Source organism: Isoptericola luteus, from assembly GCF_020297055.1.
In the GTDB taxonomy this organism is placed as follows: domain Bacteria; phylum Actinomycetota; class Actinomycetes; order Actinomycetales; family Cellulomonadaceae; genus Isoptericola; species Isoptericola luteus.
This window is the reverse complement of the sequence record NZ_JAIXCQ010000004.1, coordinates 341525-361651: the sequence shown is the minus strand read 5'-3', so window position 1 is coordinate 361651 and position 20127 is coordinate 341525. Positions and strand designations below refer to the sequence as shown.

17 protein-coding genes, 1 other RNA gene and 1 pseudogene are annotated in these 20127 nt (G+C 73.0%); 17 read left to right on the top strand and 2 right to left on the bottom strand.

The window, feature by feature from the left end:
- Entirely contained in the window at positions 1–534 is a 534-nt protein-coding gene (locus LEP48_RS08560; RefSeq protein WP_225565154.1) for a putative glycolipid-binding domain-containing protein, read from the bottom strand.
- A gap of 65 nt (positions 535–599) precedes the next feature.
- Here LEP48_RS08560 and LEP48_RS08555 point away from each other — a divergent pair, with 65 nt between their 5' ends.
- From LEP48_RS08555 to LEP48_RS08520, 8 genes and pseudogenes are all read left to right on the top strand, one after another.
- Positions 600–1013 carry an ankyrin repeat domain-containing protein gene (locus LEP48_RS08555; protein ID WP_225565153.1) on the top strand — a complete coding sequence of 138 codons (414 nt, stop codon included), beginning with the start codon at positions 600–602 and terminating at the stop codon, positions 1011–1013.
- Between the two features lie 54 nt (positions 1014–1067).
- On the top strand, positions 1068–2180 hold the full coding sequence (gene prfB, locus LEP48_RS08550) for a peptide chain release factor 2 (protein WP_225565152.1): 1113 nt from the start codon (positions 1068–1070) through the stop codon (positions 2178–2180).
- A 121-nt stretch (positions 2181–2301) separates the two neighbouring features.
- A pseudogene (ftsE, locus tag LEP48_RS08545) lies at positions 2302–2979 on the top strand (cell division ATP-binding protein FtsE); the annotation flags it as partial.
- Between the two features lie 335 nt (positions 2980–3314).
- Positions 3315–4226, top strand: a complete 912-nt coding sequence (ftsX, locus tag LEP48_RS08540; RefSeq protein ID WP_225565150.1) for a permease-like cell division protein FtsX — start codon at positions 3315–3317, stop codon at positions 4224–4226.
- Positions 4227–4233: 7 nt separating this feature from the next.
- Positions 4234–5649: a M23 family metallopeptidase gene (locus tag LEP48_RS08535; RefSeq protein WP_225565149.1), complete on the top strand. Its 1416-nt coding sequence runs from the start codon at positions 4234–4236 to the stop codon at positions 5647–5649.
- An 81-nt stretch (positions 5650–5730) separates the two neighbouring features.
- Complete coding sequence (gene smpB / locus LEP48_RS08530; protein ID WP_225565148.1) at positions 5731–6222, top strand: SsrA-binding protein SmpB; 492 nt, start codon at positions 5731–5733, stop codon at positions 6220–6222.
- A 122-nt stretch (positions 6223–6344) separates the two neighbouring features.
- Positions 6345–6711: a transfer-messenger RNA gene (gene ssrA / locus LEP48_RS08525) on the top strand.
- A gap of 193 nt (positions 6712–6904) precedes the next feature.
- Positions 6905–8677 carry a beta-N-acetylhexosaminidase gene (locus LEP48_RS08520; RefSeq protein ID WP_225565147.1) on the top strand — a complete coding sequence of 591 codons (1773 nt, stop codon included), beginning with the start codon at positions 6905–6907 and terminating at the stop codon, positions 8675–8677.
- A gap of 74 nt (positions 8678–8751) precedes the next feature.
- Here the strand turns inward: LEP48_RS08520 and LEP48_RS08515 are convergent, their stop codons facing one another.
- Complete coding sequence (locus LEP48_RS08515; RefSeq protein ID WP_225565146.1) at positions 8752–9750, bottom strand: DUF4349 domain-containing protein; 999 nt, start codon at positions 9748–9750, stop codon at positions 8752–8754.
- Between the two features lie 197 nt (positions 9751–9947).
- On the opposite strand from LEP48_RS08515, the gene LEP48_RS08510 reads away from it, so the two are divergent.
- The 9 genes from LEP48_RS08510 (at position 9948) to LEP48_RS08470 (ending at position 20083) form a co-directional block, all read left to right on the top strand.
- A complete protein-coding gene (locus tag LEP48_RS08510; protein ID WP_225565145.1) occupies positions 9948–11099 on the top strand; it encodes an ROK family transcriptional regulator in 1152 nt (383 codons plus the stop codon).
- Between the two features lie 106 nt (positions 11100–11205).
- The gene (locus LEP48_RS08505) at positions 11206–12555 is read left to right on the top strand and encodes an extracellular solute-binding protein (protein ID WP_225565144.1); all 1350 of its coding nucleotides are present in this window, start codon (positions 11206–11208) and stop codon (positions 12553–12555) included.
- Positions 12556–12648: 93 nt separating this feature from the next.
- A complete protein-coding gene (locus LEP48_RS08500) occupies positions 12649–13617 on the top strand; it encodes a carbohydrate ABC transporter permease (RefSeq protein WP_225565143.1) in 969 nt (322 codons plus the stop codon).
- Positions 13614–14543 (top strand): carbohydrate ABC transporter permease, encoded by a 930-nt coding sequence (locus tag LEP48_RS08495; RefSeq protein ID WP_225565142.1) that lies wholly within the window; start codon positions 13614–13616, stop codon positions 14541–14543. The genes LEP48_RS08500 and LEP48_RS08495 overlap by 4 nt, the downstream gene beginning before the upstream one ends.
- A 16-nt stretch (positions 14544–14559) precedes the next feature.
- Complete coding sequence (locus LEP48_RS08490) at positions 14560–15561, top strand: ROK family protein (RefSeq protein ID WP_225565141.1); 1002 nt, start codon at positions 14560–14562, stop codon at positions 15559–15561.
- Positions 15562–15579: 18 nt separating this feature from the next.
- The gene (locus LEP48_RS08485) at positions 15580–16920 is read left to right on the top strand and encodes an extracellular solute-binding protein (RefSeq protein WP_225565140.1); all 1341 of its coding nucleotides are present in this window, start codon (positions 15580–15582) and stop codon (positions 16918–16920) included.
- Between the two features lie 114 nt (positions 16921–17034).
- Complete coding sequence (gene nagB / locus LEP48_RS08480; protein WP_225565139.1) at positions 17035–17817, top strand: glucosamine-6-phosphate deaminase; 783 nt, start codon at positions 17035–17037, stop codon at positions 17815–17817.
- An 83-nt stretch (positions 17818–17900) separates the two neighbouring features.
- On the top strand, positions 17901–18209 hold the full coding sequence (locus tag LEP48_RS08475) for a DUF3039 domain-containing protein (protein ID WP_225565138.1): 309 nt from the start codon (positions 17901–17903) through the stop codon (positions 18207–18209).
- Positions 18206–20083: a DEAD/DEAH box helicase gene (locus tag LEP48_RS08470; RefSeq protein ID WP_225565137.1), complete on the top strand. Its 1878-nt coding sequence runs from the start codon at positions 18206–18208 to the stop codon at positions 20081–20083. The genes LEP48_RS08475 and LEP48_RS08470 overlap by 4 nt, the downstream gene beginning before the upstream one ends.
- Positions 20084–20127 lie beyond the last annotated feature (44 nt).

Here is a 20127-nt window from a genome sequence, read left to right as displayed (position 1 = left end):
TCATGCCCCGGGCAGGCGGGAGAACAGCTCGGGGTAGTCGACGACGAACCCGTCGCCGTCCACCGTGACCTCACGCCGGAAGTCGCTGTCCCGGGACTCGTACAGGTACCGGCCGGCGTCCAGCCGGGTGTAACGCTGCGGGTCGGGCGAGACGGTGAGGGTCTCCCCGTCGACGTAGGCCGTGACGATGTCGGCCGCCGCCCCGACCGCGAGGTCGAGGCGGCGGACCGGCAGCGTGTTCGTGAACGGCGAGAAGGACAGGTCGACGTCCACGGCGGCACCCAGGTCGGGCCGCGCGACGCCGTCCACCCGCCAGACCCCGTCGTCGTCCCGGGCCAGGTCGAGCTCCCGACCCGCCGACGAGTGCAGGCGCAGCGCCCGGAAGACCCACGCCTCGGACAACTCCATCGCATACTCGAGCCGTTCGGGCCCGAGGTCGACGAGCGAGCGGGCGCGCCAGCCACCGTCGCGCAGGTCCACGTCGAGGTGCTCGACGCTGCCCGACCCCACGCCGCGCCACCGGTACGTCGTCATGGTGGAACCACCCCCACCCCAGCATCGACCAGGCGGGGCCGCCCCGCGCGGGTAGATTCGCCGTCATGACCGACGACGCCTCGCGGCACGACGCACCGCAGCACGACGGACGGCCCGACGACAGGCTGCCGGTGGACCTGGACCAGATGTTCGACCTCGCCCGCGCGGGCGCCGACCTGCTGCTGGAGTTCGTCGACGCCGGCGTCCCGGCCGACCACGCCGACGGCGTCGGCAACACGCTGCTCATGCTGGCGGCGTACCACGGGCACACGGACCTGGTGCGCGGGCTGGCCGAGCGCGGGGCCGACGTCGACCGCGCCAACGCCCGGGGGCAGGCGCCGCTCGCGGGCGCCGTCTTCAAGGGCGCCGACGACGTCGTGGCCGCGCTGCTCGCGGCGGGCGCCGACCCGGGCGCCGGCTCGCCCAGCGCCCGCGAGACCGCGCAGATGTTCGGCCGCGCCCTTCCCGGCGACGCGTAGCCGCACGCCGGCCCTGACCGGTGGAGGCCCGCTCGGCGGGTAACCTTGAGGATCGTGGCCACCATCGACTTCCCCGCAGAGATCAAGGCGCTCCGCGCCACCCTCGAGTCCATCGAGGCCGTGAGCGACCCCACCGTGCTGCAGGCGAAGATCGACGAGCTCACCCAGCAGGCGTCGGCGCCGGACCTGTGGGACGACCCGGACAAGGCGCAGCAGGTCACCTCCGCGCTGTCCACCACGCAGAACGAGCTGCAGCGCGTCGAGAAGCTCGGACGTCGCATCGACGACGTCGAGACGCTCGTCGAGATGGGCCAGGAGATGGACGACGAGGACACCCTCGTCGAGGCCGAGACCGAGGTGGCGGCGATCCGCAAGGACCTCGACGCGCTCGAGGTCCGCACGCTCCTGTCCGGCGAGTACGACGCCCGCGACGCCGTCGTCACCATCCGGGCGGGCGCGGGCGGCGTCGACGCCGCGGACTTCGCCGAGATGCTCATGCGCATGTATCTGCGCTGGGCCGAGCGGCACGGCTACTCGACCAAGGTCATGGACACCTCCTACGCCGAGGAGGCGGGCCTGAAGTCCGCCACCTTCGAGGTGAACGCGCCCTACGCGTTCGGCAACCTGTCGGTCGAGGCCGGCACGCACCGCCTGGTGCGCATCTCCCCGTTCGACAACCAGGGGCGCCGGCAGACGTCGTTCGCCGCGGTCGAGGTGGTCCCGCTCATCGAGCACACCGACTCGATCGAGATCCCCGAGTCTGAGCTCAAGATCGACGTGTTCCGCTCCTCGGGACCGGGCGGCCAGTCCGTGAACACCACCGACTCCGCCGTGCGCATGACCCACCTCCCGACGGGCACCGTCGTCTCGATGCAGAACGAGAAGTCGCAGATCCAGAACCGTGCCGCCGCGCTGCGCGTCATGCAGTCGCGCCTGCTGCTCATCCGCCAGCAGGAGGAGGCGGCGAAGAAGAAGGAGCTCGCCGGCGACATCAAGGCGAGCTGGGGCGACCAGATGCGCTCCTACGTGCTGCAGCCCTACCAGATGGTCAAGGACCTGCGCACCGAGCACGAGTCGGGCAACACGCAGGCCGTGTTCGACGGCGCGATCGACGACTTCATCGAGGCCGGGATCCGCTGGCGGCGCTCGGCCGCCGCCACCGACTGACCCGCGACACACCGGCGTGTCCTTCCGCTGACCCCTCCCGGCGGGTGCGACTCTCGGGAGTCGGACGACAGCGGCCCCTGGCCCTTGTCGCGCCGTCGACGAGGCAGGGGAGGGGCACGTCGTGATCCGGTTCGAAAACGTCTCGAAGGTCTACGCCCGGGGTGCGCGGCCCGCGCTCGACGAGGTGGCGGTCGACATCGCGCGGGGCGAGTTCGTGTTCCTCGTGGGCGCCTCCGGCTCGGGAAAGAGCACGTTCCTGCGGCTGGTGCTGCGCGAGGAGCGGCCCACCGGTGGCAGGGTCTACGTGGCCGGGCGCGACCTCTCGCGGATCTCGAGCTGGAAGGTGCCGTCCCTGCGGCGCAGCATCGGCGTGGTGTTCCAGGACTTCCGCCTGCTGCCCGGCAAGACCGTCTACGAGAACGTCGCCTTCGCCCTCCAGGTGATCGGCAAGCCGCGCCACGTCATCCGCTCGACGGTGCCGGAGGTGCTGGAGATGGTCGGCCTGGACGGCAAGGAGAAGCGGCTGCCGCACGAGCTGTCCGGCGGCGAGCAGCAGCGTGTCGCGATCGCCCGCGCGTTCGTCAACCGCCCGCAGATCCTGCTCGCCGACGAGCCGACCGGCAACCTCGACCCCACGACGTCGCTGGGCATCATGCGTCTGCTGGACCGCATCAACCGCACCGGCACGACCGTGGTCATGGCCACCCACGACGACGAGATCGTCAACGAGATGCGCAAGCGCGTCGTCGAGCTCTCGACCGGTTCCGTCGTGCGCGACGAGATCGACGCCGTGTACGGCCACCGCGAGTCGATCCTGCCCGCGGTGGGCCAGACACCGGTGCTCGACGCCCCCGGCCGCGGAACCCCCCAGGTGCTGCCGCAGGCCCTGCCGCGGGTCCACGTGACGCCGGAGCCCGCCGACCTCGAGGCCGAGCGCGCCGCGGAGGAGGCCGCCGCCCGGGCCGTCGCGCAGGGCGAGCCCACCCTTGACGCGCGGGCCGACGTGCTGGCCGAGGTGCCCGCCGACGTGCCGGCCGACGAGGCGCCGCACCGTGCGACGGGCTCGGCGGACGACGTCGTGCGCCAGGTGCTGCGGGAGCACGAGCACGTCCGAGCCGGACGGGAGGCCTGAGCGTGCGGCTGCAGTTCGTCCTCACCGAGGTCCTGTCCGGCCTGCGGCGCAACGCGTCGATGGTCGTGTCCGTGATCCTCGTGACGTTCGTGTCCCTCACCTTCGTCGGGGCGGCCGCGCTGCTGCAGACCCAGGTGACCAAGCTCAAGGGCGACTGGTACGACCTGGTCGAGGTCTCCGTCTTCCTGTGCCCCACCGGCTCGACGGCGCCCACCTGCGCGGACGGCGAGGCGACCGAGGACCAGGTCGCGGCGATCGAGCAGGTCATCGACACCGAGCTGGCCGACGTCGTCGCCACCACCTACTTCGAGAGCAAGGCGGCGGCCTTCGAGGCGTTCACCGAGGTCTACCCGGACGGCTACCAGGGCACGCAGCTCACCGCGGAGGACATGCAGGCCTCGTTCCGGCTCAAGCTGGTCGACGCGGAGCAGTACCAGGTGGTCGACGACGTGCTGGAGGGTCGTGCCGGCGTCGAGGTGGTCGAGGACCAGCGGGCCGTCTTCGAACCGCTCTTCGTGGCGCTCGGCCGCGCGTCCATGATGGCGGCGGGGCTGGCGGGCGTCATGCTGCTCGCGGCGGCCCTGCTGATCACGACGACGATCCGCCTCTCCGCCGTGTCCCGCCGCCGCGAGACGGGCATCATGCGTCTGGTGGGTGCGTCCAACCTCTTCGTCCAGCTGCCGTTCATGCTCGAGGGGGCGATCGCCGCCGTCGTCGGGGCGCTCCTCGCCGTCGGAGGGCTGTGGCTGGCCGTGCAGTACCTGATCACGGACTGGCTGCAGGAGTCCGTCGACTGGGTGGCCTATGTCGACGTGAGCGACGTCCTCGCCGTCGCGCCGCTGCTGCTCGGGATCGCCGTGCTCCTCGCGGTGGTGTCGTCCGTGGTGACGCTCAACCGCTACACGAGGGTGTGAGGCACAGATGGGAACCCCCGAGATCGTGACCCCGGGCGCCCGGCGACGCGCACGCGTCGTGGGCGTGCTGCTCGCCGCCGCGCTCCTGCTCACCGGCGGGCTGACCGGCGCGGCGACCGCGACCGCGGACGACCTGGACGACCAGCGTGCCGCCGCGGAGGCGAAGCAGCGCGCGAAGGAGCGCGAGCGCGACGAGCTGTCCCACGAGCTGGAGGACTCCAACGCCAAGTACCGCCAGGCGGTGCTCGACCTCAACGAGGTGGAGGCGCGGCTGCCCGTCGCCCAGGCGGAGCTGGCCGAGGCCCGGGCGGCGCTCGAAGAGGCCCGGCGCAAGGCCGAGATTCTCGCCCAGCGCCTGGCGGACGCCGAGCGCGAGGAGGCGTCCGTCGCCGCGCAGCTCGACGCCGGTGAGGGCAAGGTCGAGGAGGTCCGGGCCGACGTCGTCGAGATGGCCCGGCAGGCGTACCGCAACGGCGACGACCCGAGCACGATCGGGATCGTCACCGGCGCGCAGTCGACGCAGGAGTTCCTCGAGGAGTTCGCGGTGTCGTCGTCGGCCGCCCGCAGCCAGGCGCGCACCCTGACCGAGCTGCAGGACGCCGAGGCGGTCGCCAAGAACCAGCAGGCCCGGCTCGACGCGATCCGCGCCACGGTCGCGCTGCTCAAGGAGGAGGCGGACGCCAACGTCGTCGCCGCCCAGAAGGCCGAGCGTGCTGCCGCCGACCGCAAGGCCGAGGTGGAGCAGCTCATCGCGCGGCAGACGAAGCTCAAGGCCTCGATCGCGGCGCAGCGTGACGAGGCCATCGCCGAGCTCGAGGAGAACGACCAGCAGCGCGCCGCCCTCGAGGGCCAGCTCAAGGAGATCATCTCCAAGCAGAAGGCCCGTGACGCGCGGATCGCCGAGCAGCGCCGCAAGGCCGAGGCCGAGCAGCGCCGCAAGGAGGCCGCCGCGGCCAAGGCGCGGGGCGACGGCAAGGGGTCCGGCAAGGGCTCGGGCGGTGGCGGCGGTTCGTCCTCCGGGCCGTTCCTGGGCTGGCCCACGAACTACCACGTGGTGACGAGCTCGTACGGCATGCGGTTCCACCCCACCCTGCACTACTGGCGGCTGCACGCCGGCACCGACATCCGCAGCTACTGCCGCACGCCGATCTACTCCTCCCAGAGCGGGTACGTCGAGCAGGCGCACTTCTCGTCGGGCGGCGGCAACAACGTGCTCGTCAACCACGGCACGCACCGCGGCAAGAACGTGATGACCCGCTACCTGCACCTGTCCTACGACACCGTCAGCGTGGGGGAGTACGTGGACAAGGGCGAGGTGATCGGCTACTCGGGATCCACGGGGACGTCGGCGGCGTGCCACCTGCACTTCGAGGTGTACGTCAACGGCAGCACGACCGATCCGATGGGCGGCTGGCTGAACTGACGCGGAAAAGGCTGGTGCCTCCGGGGTGCTCCCGTATCCTGGGACGTCGCGACCGAGATCGCGCAGAACCGGGAGGAGACCATGGCCAAGGGCGCCGGCAAGAAGCAGACGGACCCGCGCACGATCGTGGCGAACAACAAGAAGGCACGTCACGACTACGCGATCGAGGACGTCTTCGAGGCCGGCATCGTCCTGTCGGGCACGGAGGTCAAGGCCCTGCGCCAGGGCCGCGCGTCGCTCACCGACGGGTACGCGACGATCGACCGCGGCGAGGCCTGGCTCGAGAACGTGCACATCCCCGAGTACTTCCAGGGCACGTGGAACAACCACGCGCCGCGGCGCCGGCGCAAGCTCCTGCTGCGGCGCGAGGAGATCGACCGCCTGGAGTCGAAGACGCGCGAGAAGGGCCACACGCTCGTCCCGCTGCGCCTGTACTTCCTCGACGGCCGGGCCAAGGTCGAGATCGCCCTGGCCCGCGGCAAGAAGGAGTACGACAAGCGGCAGACCCTGCGCGAGCAGCAGGACATGCGCGAGGCGCGCCGCGCCATGCGCCAGAAGGAGATGCTGGGCTGACGCGGCCCGCCGCGGCCGGCCGGAATAGGTTCGCGCCCGGCGCGGTTGACGCACTAGCATGAGGAGGTCGGCGCGCAGCGTCGGCAAGGGCTGTCACAGGCCCGCACGTTGAAAAATCCATAGGGGCTGATCGGTTTCGACGGTGGTCGTGCTTCGATGAGAAGCGGGCCGAGGATGCAGGCTCATCTCGTCAACGCTGCCTGCAAACACATAGGTGCCGATAACAAGCGCACCGACTTCGCCCTCGCCGCCTGAGCGAGCTCCGAAGTCCGTCGGTCCGGGGATGCTCTCGCCCCGGTCACCGGCGTCGTCTAGAGAGCCACTGCTCGTAGCCCACGTCATCGGGACTACGGGGACTTTTAGATGACTGGGCCCGTCCGCACCTTGTCTGCGTGAGTGCGGGGGCCGAGAAAAGCACAGCAGACTGCGCCCGGAGAAGTCTTCGAAAAGCGCCACCGGACCCGGGTTCGATTCCCGGCAGCTCCACCCCTACGACCAGGCCTCGCCGGCTCTCGCCGGTGAGGCCTTCGTCGTGCCCGTCGTCGTGTGGCCGTCGTGCCCGTCGTCGTGCGGCCGTCGTGCCCGTCGTCGTGCGGCCGTCGTGCCGCCGGCGCGGCCCGGACGTCGTTCCGATGGCGGCCGGGGCTCCCGGCACGGTCCCGAGATGGCTAGGGTGATCGCCGTGTCGGACATCACAGCGCTCGGTCTGCTGCCCGCCCCCGTGTCCGTGGTGCTCGGCCAGGGCACCGTCCTGCTGCCGCACCGGGCGGCCGTCGCCGCCGCGCCCGCGCTGGCCCCGGCCGCGCGGTGGTGGCGGCGCGTGACCGAGGAGTCCTTCGGCCTGGAGATCGTCCCGGTCCGGGTGGACGGCGTGCTCGACGACGCCGCGGACGTCACGTTCGTCGTCGACGACGGCCTGCCGACGGGCGGGTACCGGCTGAACGTGGGTGACCCGTCGGGACGCGTCCGCGTGGCGGCCGCCGACCTGGCCGGGGCCCACGCGGCCGCCCAGGCGCTGCGCCAGCTCGCGGGCCCCGGCGCCTACCGCCGCGCCGCGGTCGGCGGCGAGCCCGAGCTGCCGGCCTGCACGGTGCGGGACGCCCCGCGCTTCGCCTGGCGCGGCGTCCTGCTCGACGTCGCGCGCCACTTCCTGCCCAAGGCCGACGTGCTGCGCTTCGTCGACCTGGCCGCGGCGCACCGGCTCACGGTGCTGCAGCTCCACCTCGTCGACGACCAGGGCTGGCGGTTCGAGTCCCGGCGGCACCCCCTGCTGACCCAGGTCGCCTCGTGGCGTCGGGAGTCGACCGTCGGCACCTGGCGCACGGGCTCGGGCGACGGCACCCCCCACGGCGGCTGGTACACCCACGACGACCTGCGCGAGATCGTCGCCTACGCGCGGGAGCGTGGCGTGACCGTGGTGCCGGAGATCGACGTGCCCGGTCACGTGCAGGCGGTGCTGACCGCGTACCCGCACCTGGCGGCACGCGGCGGCGACCGCGAGGTGCGGACCACCTGGGGGATCAGCGACGACGTGCTGGCGCCCACCGAGGAGGCGCTGGAGTTCTTTCGCGACGTGCTCGACGAGGTGTGCGACGTCTTCGACGGCCCCTACGTGGGCATCGGCGGCGACGAGGTGCCTACCACCGCGTGGGCGGAGCGTCCGGACCTGGTGGCCCGGGCGGCGAGCCTCGGGTACCGCACGCCGGACGGCGCCGGCGACGTCGGCCGCCTGCACGGCTGGTTCCTGGCCCGGCTGGCCGAGCACCTGGGCACGCGCGGCCGCCGCGCCGTGGTGTGGGACGAGGGGTTCAGCCCTGAGCTGCCGACCGACACGATCGTGACGTGCTGGCGAGGCTGGGCGGTGGCCGCCGACGCGCTGGCCGCGGGGCACGACGTCGTGCTCGCCCCCGAGCAGATGACGTATCTCGACCACCGGGCGTCGGACGGCCCCGACGAGCCCGTGCCCGTGGGGTTCGTGCGCACGGTCGAGGACGTGTACGGGTTCGAGCCGCTGCCCGCGGCGTTCCGCGCCACTCGTCCCGACCTCGACGGGCCGGGCGTCGGCGACGTCCTCGGAGCGCAGGCGCAGGTCTGGACGGAGCACCTGGACTCCGCGCGCAGGGTGGACTACGCCGCGTTCCCGCGGCTGGCGGCGTTCGCGGAGGCGGTATGGCTGCCGGCGGCGCGCGACGCCGCCGAGCGTGCCCCTGGCAGTGCGGCCTCGGGCGAGTTCGTGCGGCGCCTGCGCGACGCGCACCTGCCCCGCCTGGCCGCCTACGGCGTCGAGTACCGGCCCCTGGCCGGTCCGCACCCGTGGCAGCGGCGGCCGGGGGTCGAGGGCTTCGCGCGGGACCTGGACGCGGAGCTCGCCGCGGGCGGGTGGGCCGGAGTCGGTGGCTGGGTCGACGAGCCGTCGGAAGCCGGGACGGCAGGAGCGGAGCCCGCGGCGTCGTAGCGCTCGGAGCCCGCGGCGCCGTAGCGCCCAATGAGCGTCGGCCCGGCCCGCGTCGCCGGTGGGCGGCGAACGCCCTAGCGGCCGGCGTCCACGGACTCGCGGGGCAGGTCGCGCTCGCCGGCCGGGTCGTCGTCCGCCGGCGGGCCGTCGGGCCCGTCGGCGGGCGCCGTGCCCGGCCCGGCGCTGCCGGCGTCCCGCACGCGGCCTCGCAGCCAGCGGTAGACGAGGTAGCCCAGCCCGGCGAGCGCCAGCCACGGGAGCAGGACGCCCAGCACGAGCACGACCGTCTGCAGCGTGGTGACCAGGGCGGCCCACCCGGACGCCAGGCCGCCGAAGAACCCGCCGCGTGACTCGGCGGCCGCGACGGGCTCGGCGACGATGTCGACCGTCAGCGTGGACATCGAGACCTCGTCGGCGAGGCGCTGGCGCTGCGCGGTGAGCGAGTCCAGGTCGGCCTGGCGCTGGGAGAGCTCCTGCTCCACCTGGAGCAGGTCCTCGGTGCTGCCGGCCTCGGCCATGAGCCCGCGCAGGCGGTCCGTGGAGGCGGTCAGCGCCATGACGCGCGCGTCGAGGTCCTGGGCCTGGCCCGTGACGTCGACCGTGTCCGTCCGGACGTCCGTGACCTCCCCGAGGTCGCCGAGCGCCTCGACGGCGCTGGTCATGCGGTCGGAGGGCACGCGGAGGGTCAGGGAGGCGGACCCGGGCTCGTCGTCGGTCGACGCCGTCTCGTTGCGCTGCTCGACGCGGCCGCCCGCCTCCGCCACGAGTCGCGCGAGCTGCGTGGCGGAGGCGGCCGGGTCCTCGGCGACGACGGTCGCGTGGCCGGTCGTGATGATCTCCCGGTCGACGACGGCCCCGGCCGCCCCCGCCGTGCCCTCGCCGAGCGCGGCGGCGCCGGAGTCCGCGGCCCCGTCGAAGCTCTCGACGGCGGCTCCGTCGGACGACATCTCGGCCGTGCCGCCGGAACCGTCCGCCCCCGAGCCCGAGCACGCCGCGAGGACGAAGAGCAGTGCCCCGGCGAGCCAGGCGGTGGTCATGGCGCGGGTCGATGACCGGCGAGGTGCGGAGGGCATGGCCACGAGCGTAGGGGGGCCTCATCGTCGGTGCAGGTCACGCGCGCGATCGTGACCTGACCGTGCTGCGACCGTGACATTGCCCGCCCGCGGGGTGACCGTGCCTGCCCGCGCAGGGCGGCAGACCGGTCACGATCGGGTAACGAACCCAGAGGGGGATTGGACAACAGGACAGTTAAGACGCTGTACTAACAAACATGTCCACGCCGACGACGCGCACCGCACAAAGAGGTCTGGGTGCCGGCCTCCGGGCCACCTCGAAGGTCCTGCCCGAGCACGCCCGGGCACACAACCGGTCTCTCGTCCTGCAGCACCTGTTCCACGAGGGTCCCACCTCGCGGGCCGACCTGGCCCGCGCCACGTCGCTGACCCGCGTGACCATCTCCGACCTGGTGAACGTGCTCCTCGCCGAAGGACTCGTGGAGGAGCTCGGCGTGCAGCCGGGCAAGCGGGTCGGCAAGCCCGCGATCCTCGTGGGCATGCGCACCGACGCCTACCAGATCGTCGCCGTCGACCTGTCCGACGACGCCGTCATGCGCGGCGCCGTCATGACGCTCACCGGCGAGGCCGTGGTGCGGCGTGCCCTGCCGGTCGACGGCACCGTCGGCGACGACCTCGTCGACCTGCTCACCCGGTTCGCCCGCAGCCTCCTCGCGTCGGCCACCCGGCCGGTGATCGGGGTGGGCGTCGGTTCGCCCGGCGTCATCGACGCGCACGGGCAGGTCGTCGAAGCGCCCAACCGGCAGTGGGAGGACCTCCCCCTGGCCGCGATCCTCACCGAGCGGCTGGCGCTGCCGGTGCACGTGGCCAACGACGCCAACTCCGCCGCGCTCGCGGAGTACACCTACGGGGCCGCGGCCGGGAACATGCTCGTCCTGACCATCGGCCAAGGCGTCGGCGCCGGCGTCATGGTCGACGGCTCCCGGGTGCACGGCGCGGGAGACGCCGCCGGGGAGCTCGGGCACGTCACCGTGCGGGACGACGGCGAGCCGTGCGCCTGCGGGCGGCGCGGCTGCCTGGAGACCGTGCTGTCGGTCCCGGCGATGCGACGCGCCGTCGAGGGTCTCGACGCGGCGGCCGCGGACGAGGCGCTCGGCGCCGTCGGGCGGACCCTCGGCGTCACGCTGGCCCCGGTGGTCGGCGCGCTCAACCTGGCCGAGGTGCTGCTCAGCGGGCCGCCCGAGCTGCTCGACGGGGCCCTGCGCACCGAGGCGCTGCGCGTGATGACCGAGCGGACCATGCCGATCACCGCCGTCGGCCTGCGCCTGCGGATGGCGACGCTCGACGAGGACGTCGTCCTGGCCGGTGCCGCCGTCCTGGTGCTGGCCGCCCAGCTCGGCATCTCCTGACGGCAGCGGCCCGCACCGCGGGCCCTGCCGCACGACAACGAAGACGTCATACCCGGCGGCGCGACGACCGCGTCGCCGAGCTCCCCAGCGAGAGGAAACAGCCGAAGTGAAGAGGACCCGAACGCTCGCCACCGGCCTGGCGGCGAGCATGACCCTGGCGCTCGCCCTCACGGCGTGCGGCACCGCCGACGACGACGGCGGCTCGACCACCGCCGACGGCACGCCCGAGCCCGCCGACATCACCCTGTGGCTCGCCGGCGCCGACACCAACGACGACCTGCGGGCCTACCTCGTGGACACGTTCGCCGAGGAGAACCCCGGTTCGACGCTGACGATCGAGGAGCAGGACTGGGCCGACCTCGTCACCAAGCTCACGACCGCGCTGCCCGACGCCGCGAACACGCCCGACGTCGTCGAGATCGGCAACACGCAGTCGTCGACGTTCACCACCGCCGGCGCGTTCCGCGAGATCTCGCCCGAGCTGTACGAGGAGCTGGGCGGCGACAAGCTGCTGGCGTCCTTCGTGGAGGCGGGCTCCGTGGACGGCACGCACTACGCGCTGCCCTACTACTACGGCTCGCGCTACATGTTCTTCCGCAAGGACATCTGGACGAAGGCGGGGCTCGAGGTCCCGACGACGCTCGGCGAGTTCGGGGACTCCGTCAAGGAGCTCACGACCAAGAAGCAGTCCGGCTTCGCCATGGGCGGCCAGGACTGGCGCAACGGCATCTCGTGGGTCTTCGCGAACGGCGGCGAGCTCGCCGTCAAGGACGGCGACCAGTGGACCTCCACCCTGTCGGACCCGAACACCGTCAAGGGCCTCGAGCAGTGGCAGGACGTCTTCGGCGCCTCGAACCTGCCCGCGACCGCGAAGGACGTCGCCTACTGGGACTTCCTGAACGACGGCACCGACGGTGAGGCGCCCGACGCCGCCACGATGATGGCCCCGGGCTGGGCCCGCTGGTCCATCGGCGACCTGACGAAGAACGACAAGGGCGAGGAGGTCCGCGACGGCATGGCGGACGACTCCACGTTCGACATCTTCGCCCTGCCGGGCGTCGACGGCGGCGTCGCCCCGGTGTTCGCCGGCGGCTCGAACATGGCCGTCTCGGCCCAGTCGCAGCACCCGGAGCTCGCCGAGAACCTGATGCGCATCATCTACTCGGACGAGTACCAGACGCTGCTCGCGCAGGCGGGTCTCGGCCCGGCCAACGCCGACTTCGACAAGCTCATGACGGTCGACGCCGACGGCAACCCGAACAAGTTCGGCGAGGTCACCGTCGCCACGGCCCAGGCCTCCAAGCTGACCCCGCCCGCGCCGGGCTGGGCGGCCGTCGAGGGCGCGCTCGTCCTCGAGGAGCTCTTCCAGAAGATCGCCGAGGGCGGTGACGTGACCGCGCTCGCCGCCGAGTACGACGAGAAGATCACGCCGATGCTCAACGGCCAGGCGGGCTGAGTCCGACGAGCTCCCTGACCTGACGGGCGGGGCGGCACCCACCCCCCGCGGGTGCCGCCCCGCCCGTCCCCACGACCCGGGAAGGAGGACCGCATGACCAGCACGCCGACCCCCTCGGCCGCCGCCGCGGCCCCCACCACGTCGTCCGGCGCACCGCGCGTCGCGATCCGTCGTCGGCGCCGGCCGACCACCCCCTACCTCCTGCTGCTGCCCGCCGTCGCGATCCTGCTCGTGGGGCTCGGCTACCCCGTGTACTGGCAGGTCGTGACGTCGCTGCAGCAGTTCGGCCTGATGCAGCAGTTCGGCGCGCCGCCCACGTTCGTGGGGCTCGACAACTACGTGCGCATCTTCACCGACGACCGGCTGTGGGCCGTCGTCGCCCGCTCGATCGCCTTCTGCCTGGTCAACGCGTTCCTCACCGTGGCCATCGGCCTGGGCCTGGCGCTCCTCATGCGCGCCGTGCACTCCGGGGTGCGGATCGTGCTGCAGGTCGTGCTGCTGCTCGCCTGGGCCACGCCGCTCGTGGCCGCCGTGACGGTCTTCCGGTGGCTCTTCGACTACCGCACCGGCGTGGTCAACTGGCTGCTGGTCGAGCTGGGCTTCGAGGGCTACGCGGGCTACGCGTGGCTGGCGCAGCCCCTGACGTTCTTCGGTGTCGCGACGATCGTCATCGTGTGGATGTCGGTCCCGTTCGTGGCCATGTCGATCTACGCCGGCCTGACGCAGGTCTCCGAGGAGGTCCTGGAGGCGGCCCGGCTCGACGGCGCCGGCCCGACCCAGATCCTCTGGCGGATCCTGCTGCCCCTGGTGCGTCCCGTGCTCGCCATCGTGCTGCTGCTGCAGATCATCTGGGACCTGCGCGTGTTCGCACAGATCCGGCTGCTGCAGGACGCCGGTGCGCCCGTGGCCGAGACGAACCTGCTCGGCAACTTCATCTACGAGCTCGGCATCGGCAGCCAGGACTTCTCCGGTGCCGCCGCCGTCTCGATCTTCGTCCTGCTGCTCACCGTGCTGCTCTCCGCGCCGTACGTGCGCAGCCTCATGAAGGAGGACGCCGTATGAGCGCCGTGACCGACGCCGCACCGGCCGCGCCCCCGACGGTCGTCCCCCCCCGCCCGGCCGCCGCCAGGCGCAGCCGCCCGCGGGTCGGCAAGATCCTGCTCAGCGTGCTCGGGATCGTCGTGTCCCTGGTCTGGCTGTTCCCCGTCTACTGGATGCTGCTGTCCGCGGTGACCCCGAACGCGCGCCTGATGGCGTCGACGCCGAGCTTCTGGCCGTCGCACTTCACGCTGGCGAACTTCACCGGGGTGCTGTCCGACTCCGGGTTCGTCGGTGCGCTCCGGATGAGCCTGATGATCACCGGCGTCACCATCGTGCTCGTCCTGACGTTCGCGTTCCTCGCCGCGCTGGCCATCAGCCGGTGGCGCTTCCGGGGGCGCACGAGCTTCGTGCTCGCGGTGCTGTTCATCCAGATGCTGCCCGCCGAGGGCCTGTTCATCGCGCAGTACAAGATGCTCTCCGGCGTGGGGGAGAGCGCGCCCGTGCTCGGCCTCAACTCGGTGCTCGGTGTCTCGATCCTGTACACCGCCATGCTGGTCCCGTTCACGATCTGGATGCTGCGCGGGTTCGTCGCGGGCGTCCCGGCCGAGCTCGAGGAGGCCGCGATGGTCGACGGGCTGTCGCGCACCAAGGCGTTCCTGCGCATCACGTTCCCGCTGCTCGCCCCCGGGCTGGTCGCCTCCGGCGTGTACGCGTTCCTCCAGGCGTGGAACGAGTTCACGACCGCGCTGGTCGTGCTGCCCGCCGAGTCGCGGCAGACGCTGCCGATCTGGCTGCGCAGCTTCCTGTCGGCGTCCGTGAACCGGGGGATCGACTGGGCCGAGGTCATGGCCGCCTCCACGCTCATCGCGGTCCCGGTCATCGTGTTCTTCCTGTTCGTGCAGGGGCGGATGACCTCGGGCCTGGTCGCCGGGGCGGTGAAGGGCTGACGTGGACGGAGCAGCCATGACCGGGACCCTGCCCGCGCCCGGCCCCACGGCAGGGCTCGACATCGGCGGGACCAAGACTCTCGCCGTCCTGCTCGACGCCGACGGCGAGGTCGTCGCCCGGACGCGCCTGGTCACCGAGCGAGGCCCCCGCGGCGTCGTCGCGGGGGCTGCCCGGGCGGTGCGGGGCGTCGCGCTCCGGGCGGGCGTGCCGATCGAGGACGTGGCGGGCGTCGGGGTCGGCATGCCCGGCCTCGTGGACCCTGTCGCCGGCACGGTCCGGCACGCCGTCAACGTCGGCGTGGACGGCGCGGCGCTCCCGCTGGCGCAGCTCCTGGCCGACGAGCTCGGCGGCGTGCCCGTCGGGGTGGAGAACGACCTGAACGCCGCCGCGCTCGGCGCCGCGCACCTCGCCCTCGCGGCAGGGGAGGAGGGTGCCGGGCACGGCGGGGTGGACCTCGCGTTCCTGGCGCTGGGTACCGGCCTGGCCGCGGGGCTCGTCCTCGACGGACGGCTGCGCCGCGGCGTCGGTGGTGCGGCGGGGGAGATCGGGCACGTGCCCGTCGACCCCGCCGGGCCCGTGTGCCCGTGCGGCCAGCGGGGCTGCCTGGAGCTCTACGCGTCCGGCTCGGCTGTCGCGGCCTTGTGGCCCGCGCGCACGGGCCGTCCGGCGCCGGTCGAGCTGTTCGAGGCCGCCGCGGCCGGGGAACCGGGCGCGCGCGAGGCGCGGGACCGCTACGCCTCCGCCGTGGCCGCGGCCGTGCGGATGCTCGTGCTGACCGTCGACGTCCCCCGCGTGGTGCTGGGCGGTGGCGTGGCCAAGCTCGGCGACCCGCTGCTCGTCGCCGTCCGGGAGGCGCTCGAACGGGAGTCCGCGTCCTCCGCGTTCCTGGCCTCGCTGCACCTGTCGGACCGGGTACGGCTGGCCCCCGTCGGGGTACCCGTCGGCGCCGTGGGAGCCGCCGTCGTGGGACGCCAGGTCGCCGCGGTCCGCGGCGACGCACCAGCCATCACCATCTGAAGAGGAGACGATCCGAGCATGCAGCCTCAGCGACGCACCCGGGCCGCGATGTCGGCCGGCGCGTGGGTCGGGACGACCGCCCTGCTGCTGGCCGGGTGCGGGCCGGCCGACCCCGCGGACGCCGCCCCGGACCGGGACCTGGTCCTGTGGCTCGTCGGCACCGACACGGGCCCGGAGCTGCGTGAGTACCTCGTCGAGGAGTTCGAGGTGCAGAACCCGGGGGCCACGCTGACGATCGAGCAGCAGGAGTGGGGCGACGTCGTGGACCGGCTCACCGAGTCGCTCGGCGACCCCGCCAGGACCCCGGACGTCGTCGAGGTGGGCAACACCCAGTCCCCGGCGTTCACCACGTCCGGGTCGTTCCGGGAGATCTCGCCGGAGCTGTACGAGGACCTCGGCGGTGACGACCTGCTCCGGTCGTTCGTGGAGGTGGGCGCCGTCGACGGCGTGCACTACGCGCTGCCGTACTACTTCGGCTCGCGCTACGTCTTCTACCGCAAGGACGTCTGGTCGGCCGCGGGCCTCGAGGTGCCGAAGACCCTCGCCGAGTTCGGCGAGTCCGTGAAGCAGCTCACCGACGACACGCGGGCTGGCTTCGCCATGGGCGGCCAGGACTGGCGCAACGGTATCTCGTGGGTGTTCGCGAACGACGGCGAGCTGGCGGTCCGCGAGGACGGCCGGTGGGTCTCGACGCTGTCCACGCCGGAGACGGTCAAGGGCCTCGAGATGTGGCAGGACGTCTACGACGAGGCGTCCTACCTGCCGTCCACGGAGAAGGACGTCGCCTACTGGGACTTCCTCAACGACGGCGTCGAGGACGCCCCGCCGGCGGCCGCGACCATCATGGCCCCCGCCTGGGCGCGCTGGTCCATCGGTGACCTCGTCGCCGACGAGAAGACCGGCGAGGAGTTCCGCGACGGGATGGCCGACACCTCGAAGTTCGACATCTTCGCCCTGCCCGGGGTCGACGGCGGCGTCGCGCCGGTCTTCGCGGGTGGGTCGAACATCGCGATCTCGGCGGCGTCGCCGAGCCCGGAGCTCTCGGAGAACCTGCTGCGGGTCGTCTTCTCGGACGGGTTCCAGGAGCGGCTCGCCGGGGCCGGCCTCGGGCCGGGGAACTCGACGTTCCAGGACCTCATGGAGGGCGACCGGTTCGGCCGGACGCTCACCCGGACCGCGGCGGCGTCCCAGCTGACACCGGCGGCGCCGGGCTGGGCCGCGATCGAGGACGAGGGCGTCTACGAGGAGCTCTTCCGGCGCATCGCCGCCGGCGGTGACGTCGCGGCTCTCGCCGAGGAGTTCGACGCGCGCCTGACGCCGATGCTCAACCGTCCGACCGTGGTCACGCAGGACGACTGACCGACCGTCCCGCCGCAGGCAGGCGGGTCGTCCGACCTGCGATCATGGGGCCGGACGAGTGCCGCACGGACGTCGGGGCACCCTTGTCCCGGCGTCGAGAGACTGGAGCCCTGAATGGAAGTCGTCATCGCCCCCGCCGAGCAGCTGGCCGTGCTGGCCGCCGACGCGATCGAGTCGCTGGTACGCAGCAACCCGGCCACGGTGCTGGGCCTGGCCACGGGGTCGAGCCCGCTCAAGGTCTACGACGAGCTGGCGCGCCGGCACGAGCAGGAGAGGCTGTCGTTCGCCCGCGTCCGGGCGTTCATGCTCGACGAGTACGTCGGCCTCGCCGCCGACCACCCCGAGCGCTACCGCAACGTCATCGACACCGAGATCGCGTCGCGGGTCGACCTCGGGCCGGGTGCCGTGCAGGGGCCCGACGGCCTCGCCGACGACCTGCCCGCGGCCTGCGCGGCGTACGAGGCCGCGATCGCCGACGCGGGCGGCGTGGACCTGCAGATCCTCGGGATCGGCACCGACGGGCACATCGCCTTCAACGAGCCGGGCTCCTCGCTGGCGTCGCGCACCCGGATCAAGACCCTCACCCGGCAGACGCGGCTCGACAACGCGCGGTTCTTCGACGACGACGTGGACCGGGTCCCGACGCACTGCCTCACGCAGGGTCTCGGCACGATCATGGACGCCCGCCACCTGGTGCTGCTGGCCACGGGGCCCCACAAGGCGGAGGCCGTGCACCAGCTCGTCGAGGGGCCGATCTCCGCGATGTGGCCCGCCACGGTCATGCAGATGCACCCGCACGCGACCGTCCTGGTCGACGACGCGGCCGCCTCGCGACTGCAGCTCGGCGACTACTACCGCCAGACCTTCGAGAGCAAGCCCGGGTGGCAGGGCCTGTGAGGCGTCCGCCCTCGCGAGGTGTGTCGCACCTCGCGGGGGCGAGCGCCCCGGTGGCGTCGGGGGCGCGTCGTAGAATTCGGGTCATGAGCGATCCCCTCTCCGCGCCGCCTGCCGACCCCTCCCAGGACACGGGGTCGTCGACGAGCGTCCTCGAGCGTCCGGACACCCGGGAGCAGACGGCGGAGCCGGGCGACCACGAGCGTTTTGCGCACTACGTGCGCAAGGAGAAGATCATGGAGTCCGCGATGTCGGGCAAGCCCGTGATCGCGCTCTGCGGCAAGGTGTGGGTGCCGGGCCGAGACCCGTCGAAGTTCCCCGTGTGCCCCGTCTGCAAGGAGATCTACGACGGGTTGCGCGAGCCGCAGGACGGCGAGGGCGACTCCGGCAAGTGAGCGTCCAGCCACTTCCCGAGCCCGAGTCCTCCTCCGATCCCGACGGCTTCGACCTCTTCGCCGCCGCGGCCGAGCCCGCGGCCAAGCCGCTCCCGCAGTCGCCGTCGTCCGCGGCGGCGTCCCACCTCAGCCCGGCGTTCCCGCAGCGCGCCCCCTGGGGGACGGCGTCGAACCTGCGCGCGTGGCAGGCGGAGGCCCTCGAGCTGTACCGCGAGCGGGCGCCGCGCGACTTCCTCGCCGTGGCGACGCCCGGCGCCGGCAAGACGACCTTCGCGCTGCGCGTCGCGACCGAGCTCCTGGAGTCCGGCGCCGTGCGGCGGGTGTCGATCGTCGCGCCCACGGAGCACCTCAAGCACCAGTGGGCGGACGCCGCGGCGCGCGTCGGCATCCGCATCGACCCGTCGTTCAAGAACAGCCAGGGCCGGCACGGCTCCCACTACGACGGGGTCGCGCTCACCTATGCCCAGGTGGCGGCGAAGCCCGCGCTGCACCGTGCCCGCACCGAGGCCGCGCGCACGCTCGTCATCCTCGACGAGGTGCACCACGGTGGCGACGCGCTGAGCTGGGGCGACGCCGTCCGCGAGGCCTTCGAGGACGCCACCCGGCGCCTCGCGCTCACCGGGACGCCGTTCCGCTCGGACACGGCGTCGATCCCGTTCGTCACGTACGAGCCCGATGCCGAGGGGATCCGCCGCTCCCGGGCCGACTACTCGTACGGCTACGGCGAGGCGCTGCGCGACCACGTCGTGCGCCCCGTGCTGTTCATGACGTACTCCGGCGAGATGCGCTGGCGCACGCGCGCCGGCGACGAGGTCAGCGCCCGCCTGGGCGAGGACATGACGAAGGACATGCACGCGCAGGCGTGGCGCACCGCGCTCGACCCGAACGGCGAGTGGATCCCGTCGGTGCTGGCTGCGGCGGACAAGCGGCTCACCGAGGTCCGCCGGGCGGTGCCGGACGCGGGCGGCCTGGTGATCGCGTCCGACCAGACCGACGCGCGTGCGTACGCGGGGCACCTGGCCCGGCTCACGGGCAGGAGCCCGACCGTCGTCCTGTCGGACGACGACGGGGCGAGCGCCCGCATCGACGAGTTCTCCGCGAGCGAGGACCGGTGGATGGTCGCGGTGCGGATGGTGTCCGAGGGGGTGGACGTGCCGCGCCTCGCCGTGGGCGTCTACGCCACGAGCACCTCCACGCCGCTGTTCTTCGCGCAGGCGGTCGGCCGGTTCGTGCGGGCGCGCAAGCGGGGCGAGACGGCGTCGGTGTTCCTGCCTAGCGTGCCGCTGCTCCTGGAGCTGGCGAACGGCATGGAGCTGGAGCGCGACCACGCGCTCGACCGGCCCGCCACGGCCGAGGAGCAGGGCATCGAGTACGACCCGGAGGCGGCGCTGCTCGCGGCGGCGAACAAGGAGGAGAAGGCGTCGGGCGAGCTCACGGGGTCCTTCGAGGCCCTGGAGGCGCAGGCCTCGTTCGACCGCGTGCTCTTCGACGGCGGCGAGTTCGGCATGGGCGGCGCCGTCGGCTCCGCGGAGGAGCTGGACTTCCTGGGCCTGCCCGGCCTCCTCGACGCCGACCAGGTGACGACGCTGCTGCGACAGCGTCAGGCGCAGCACTCGCGCGGACGCGGCGGGGCGGACGCCTCCGGCGCCGACGCCCTGGAGCGTTCCGAGACGGAGCACCGGCGCGCCGCAGAGCTGCGCAAGGAGCTCTCCAAGCTGGTCTCCGCGTGGGCCCGCAAGTCCGGGGTGCCGCACGGGTCCGTGCACACCGAGCTGCGCCGGCGGTGCGGCGGCCCCGAGGTCCCGCTGGCCACGGCCGACCAGCTCACCGCGCGCGTGGCGATGGTGCGGGGCTGGTTCGTCGGCAAGAAGTAGCACTGGCGCCCGCCACGCGTGGCGGGCGCCGGCGGGACGTCGTG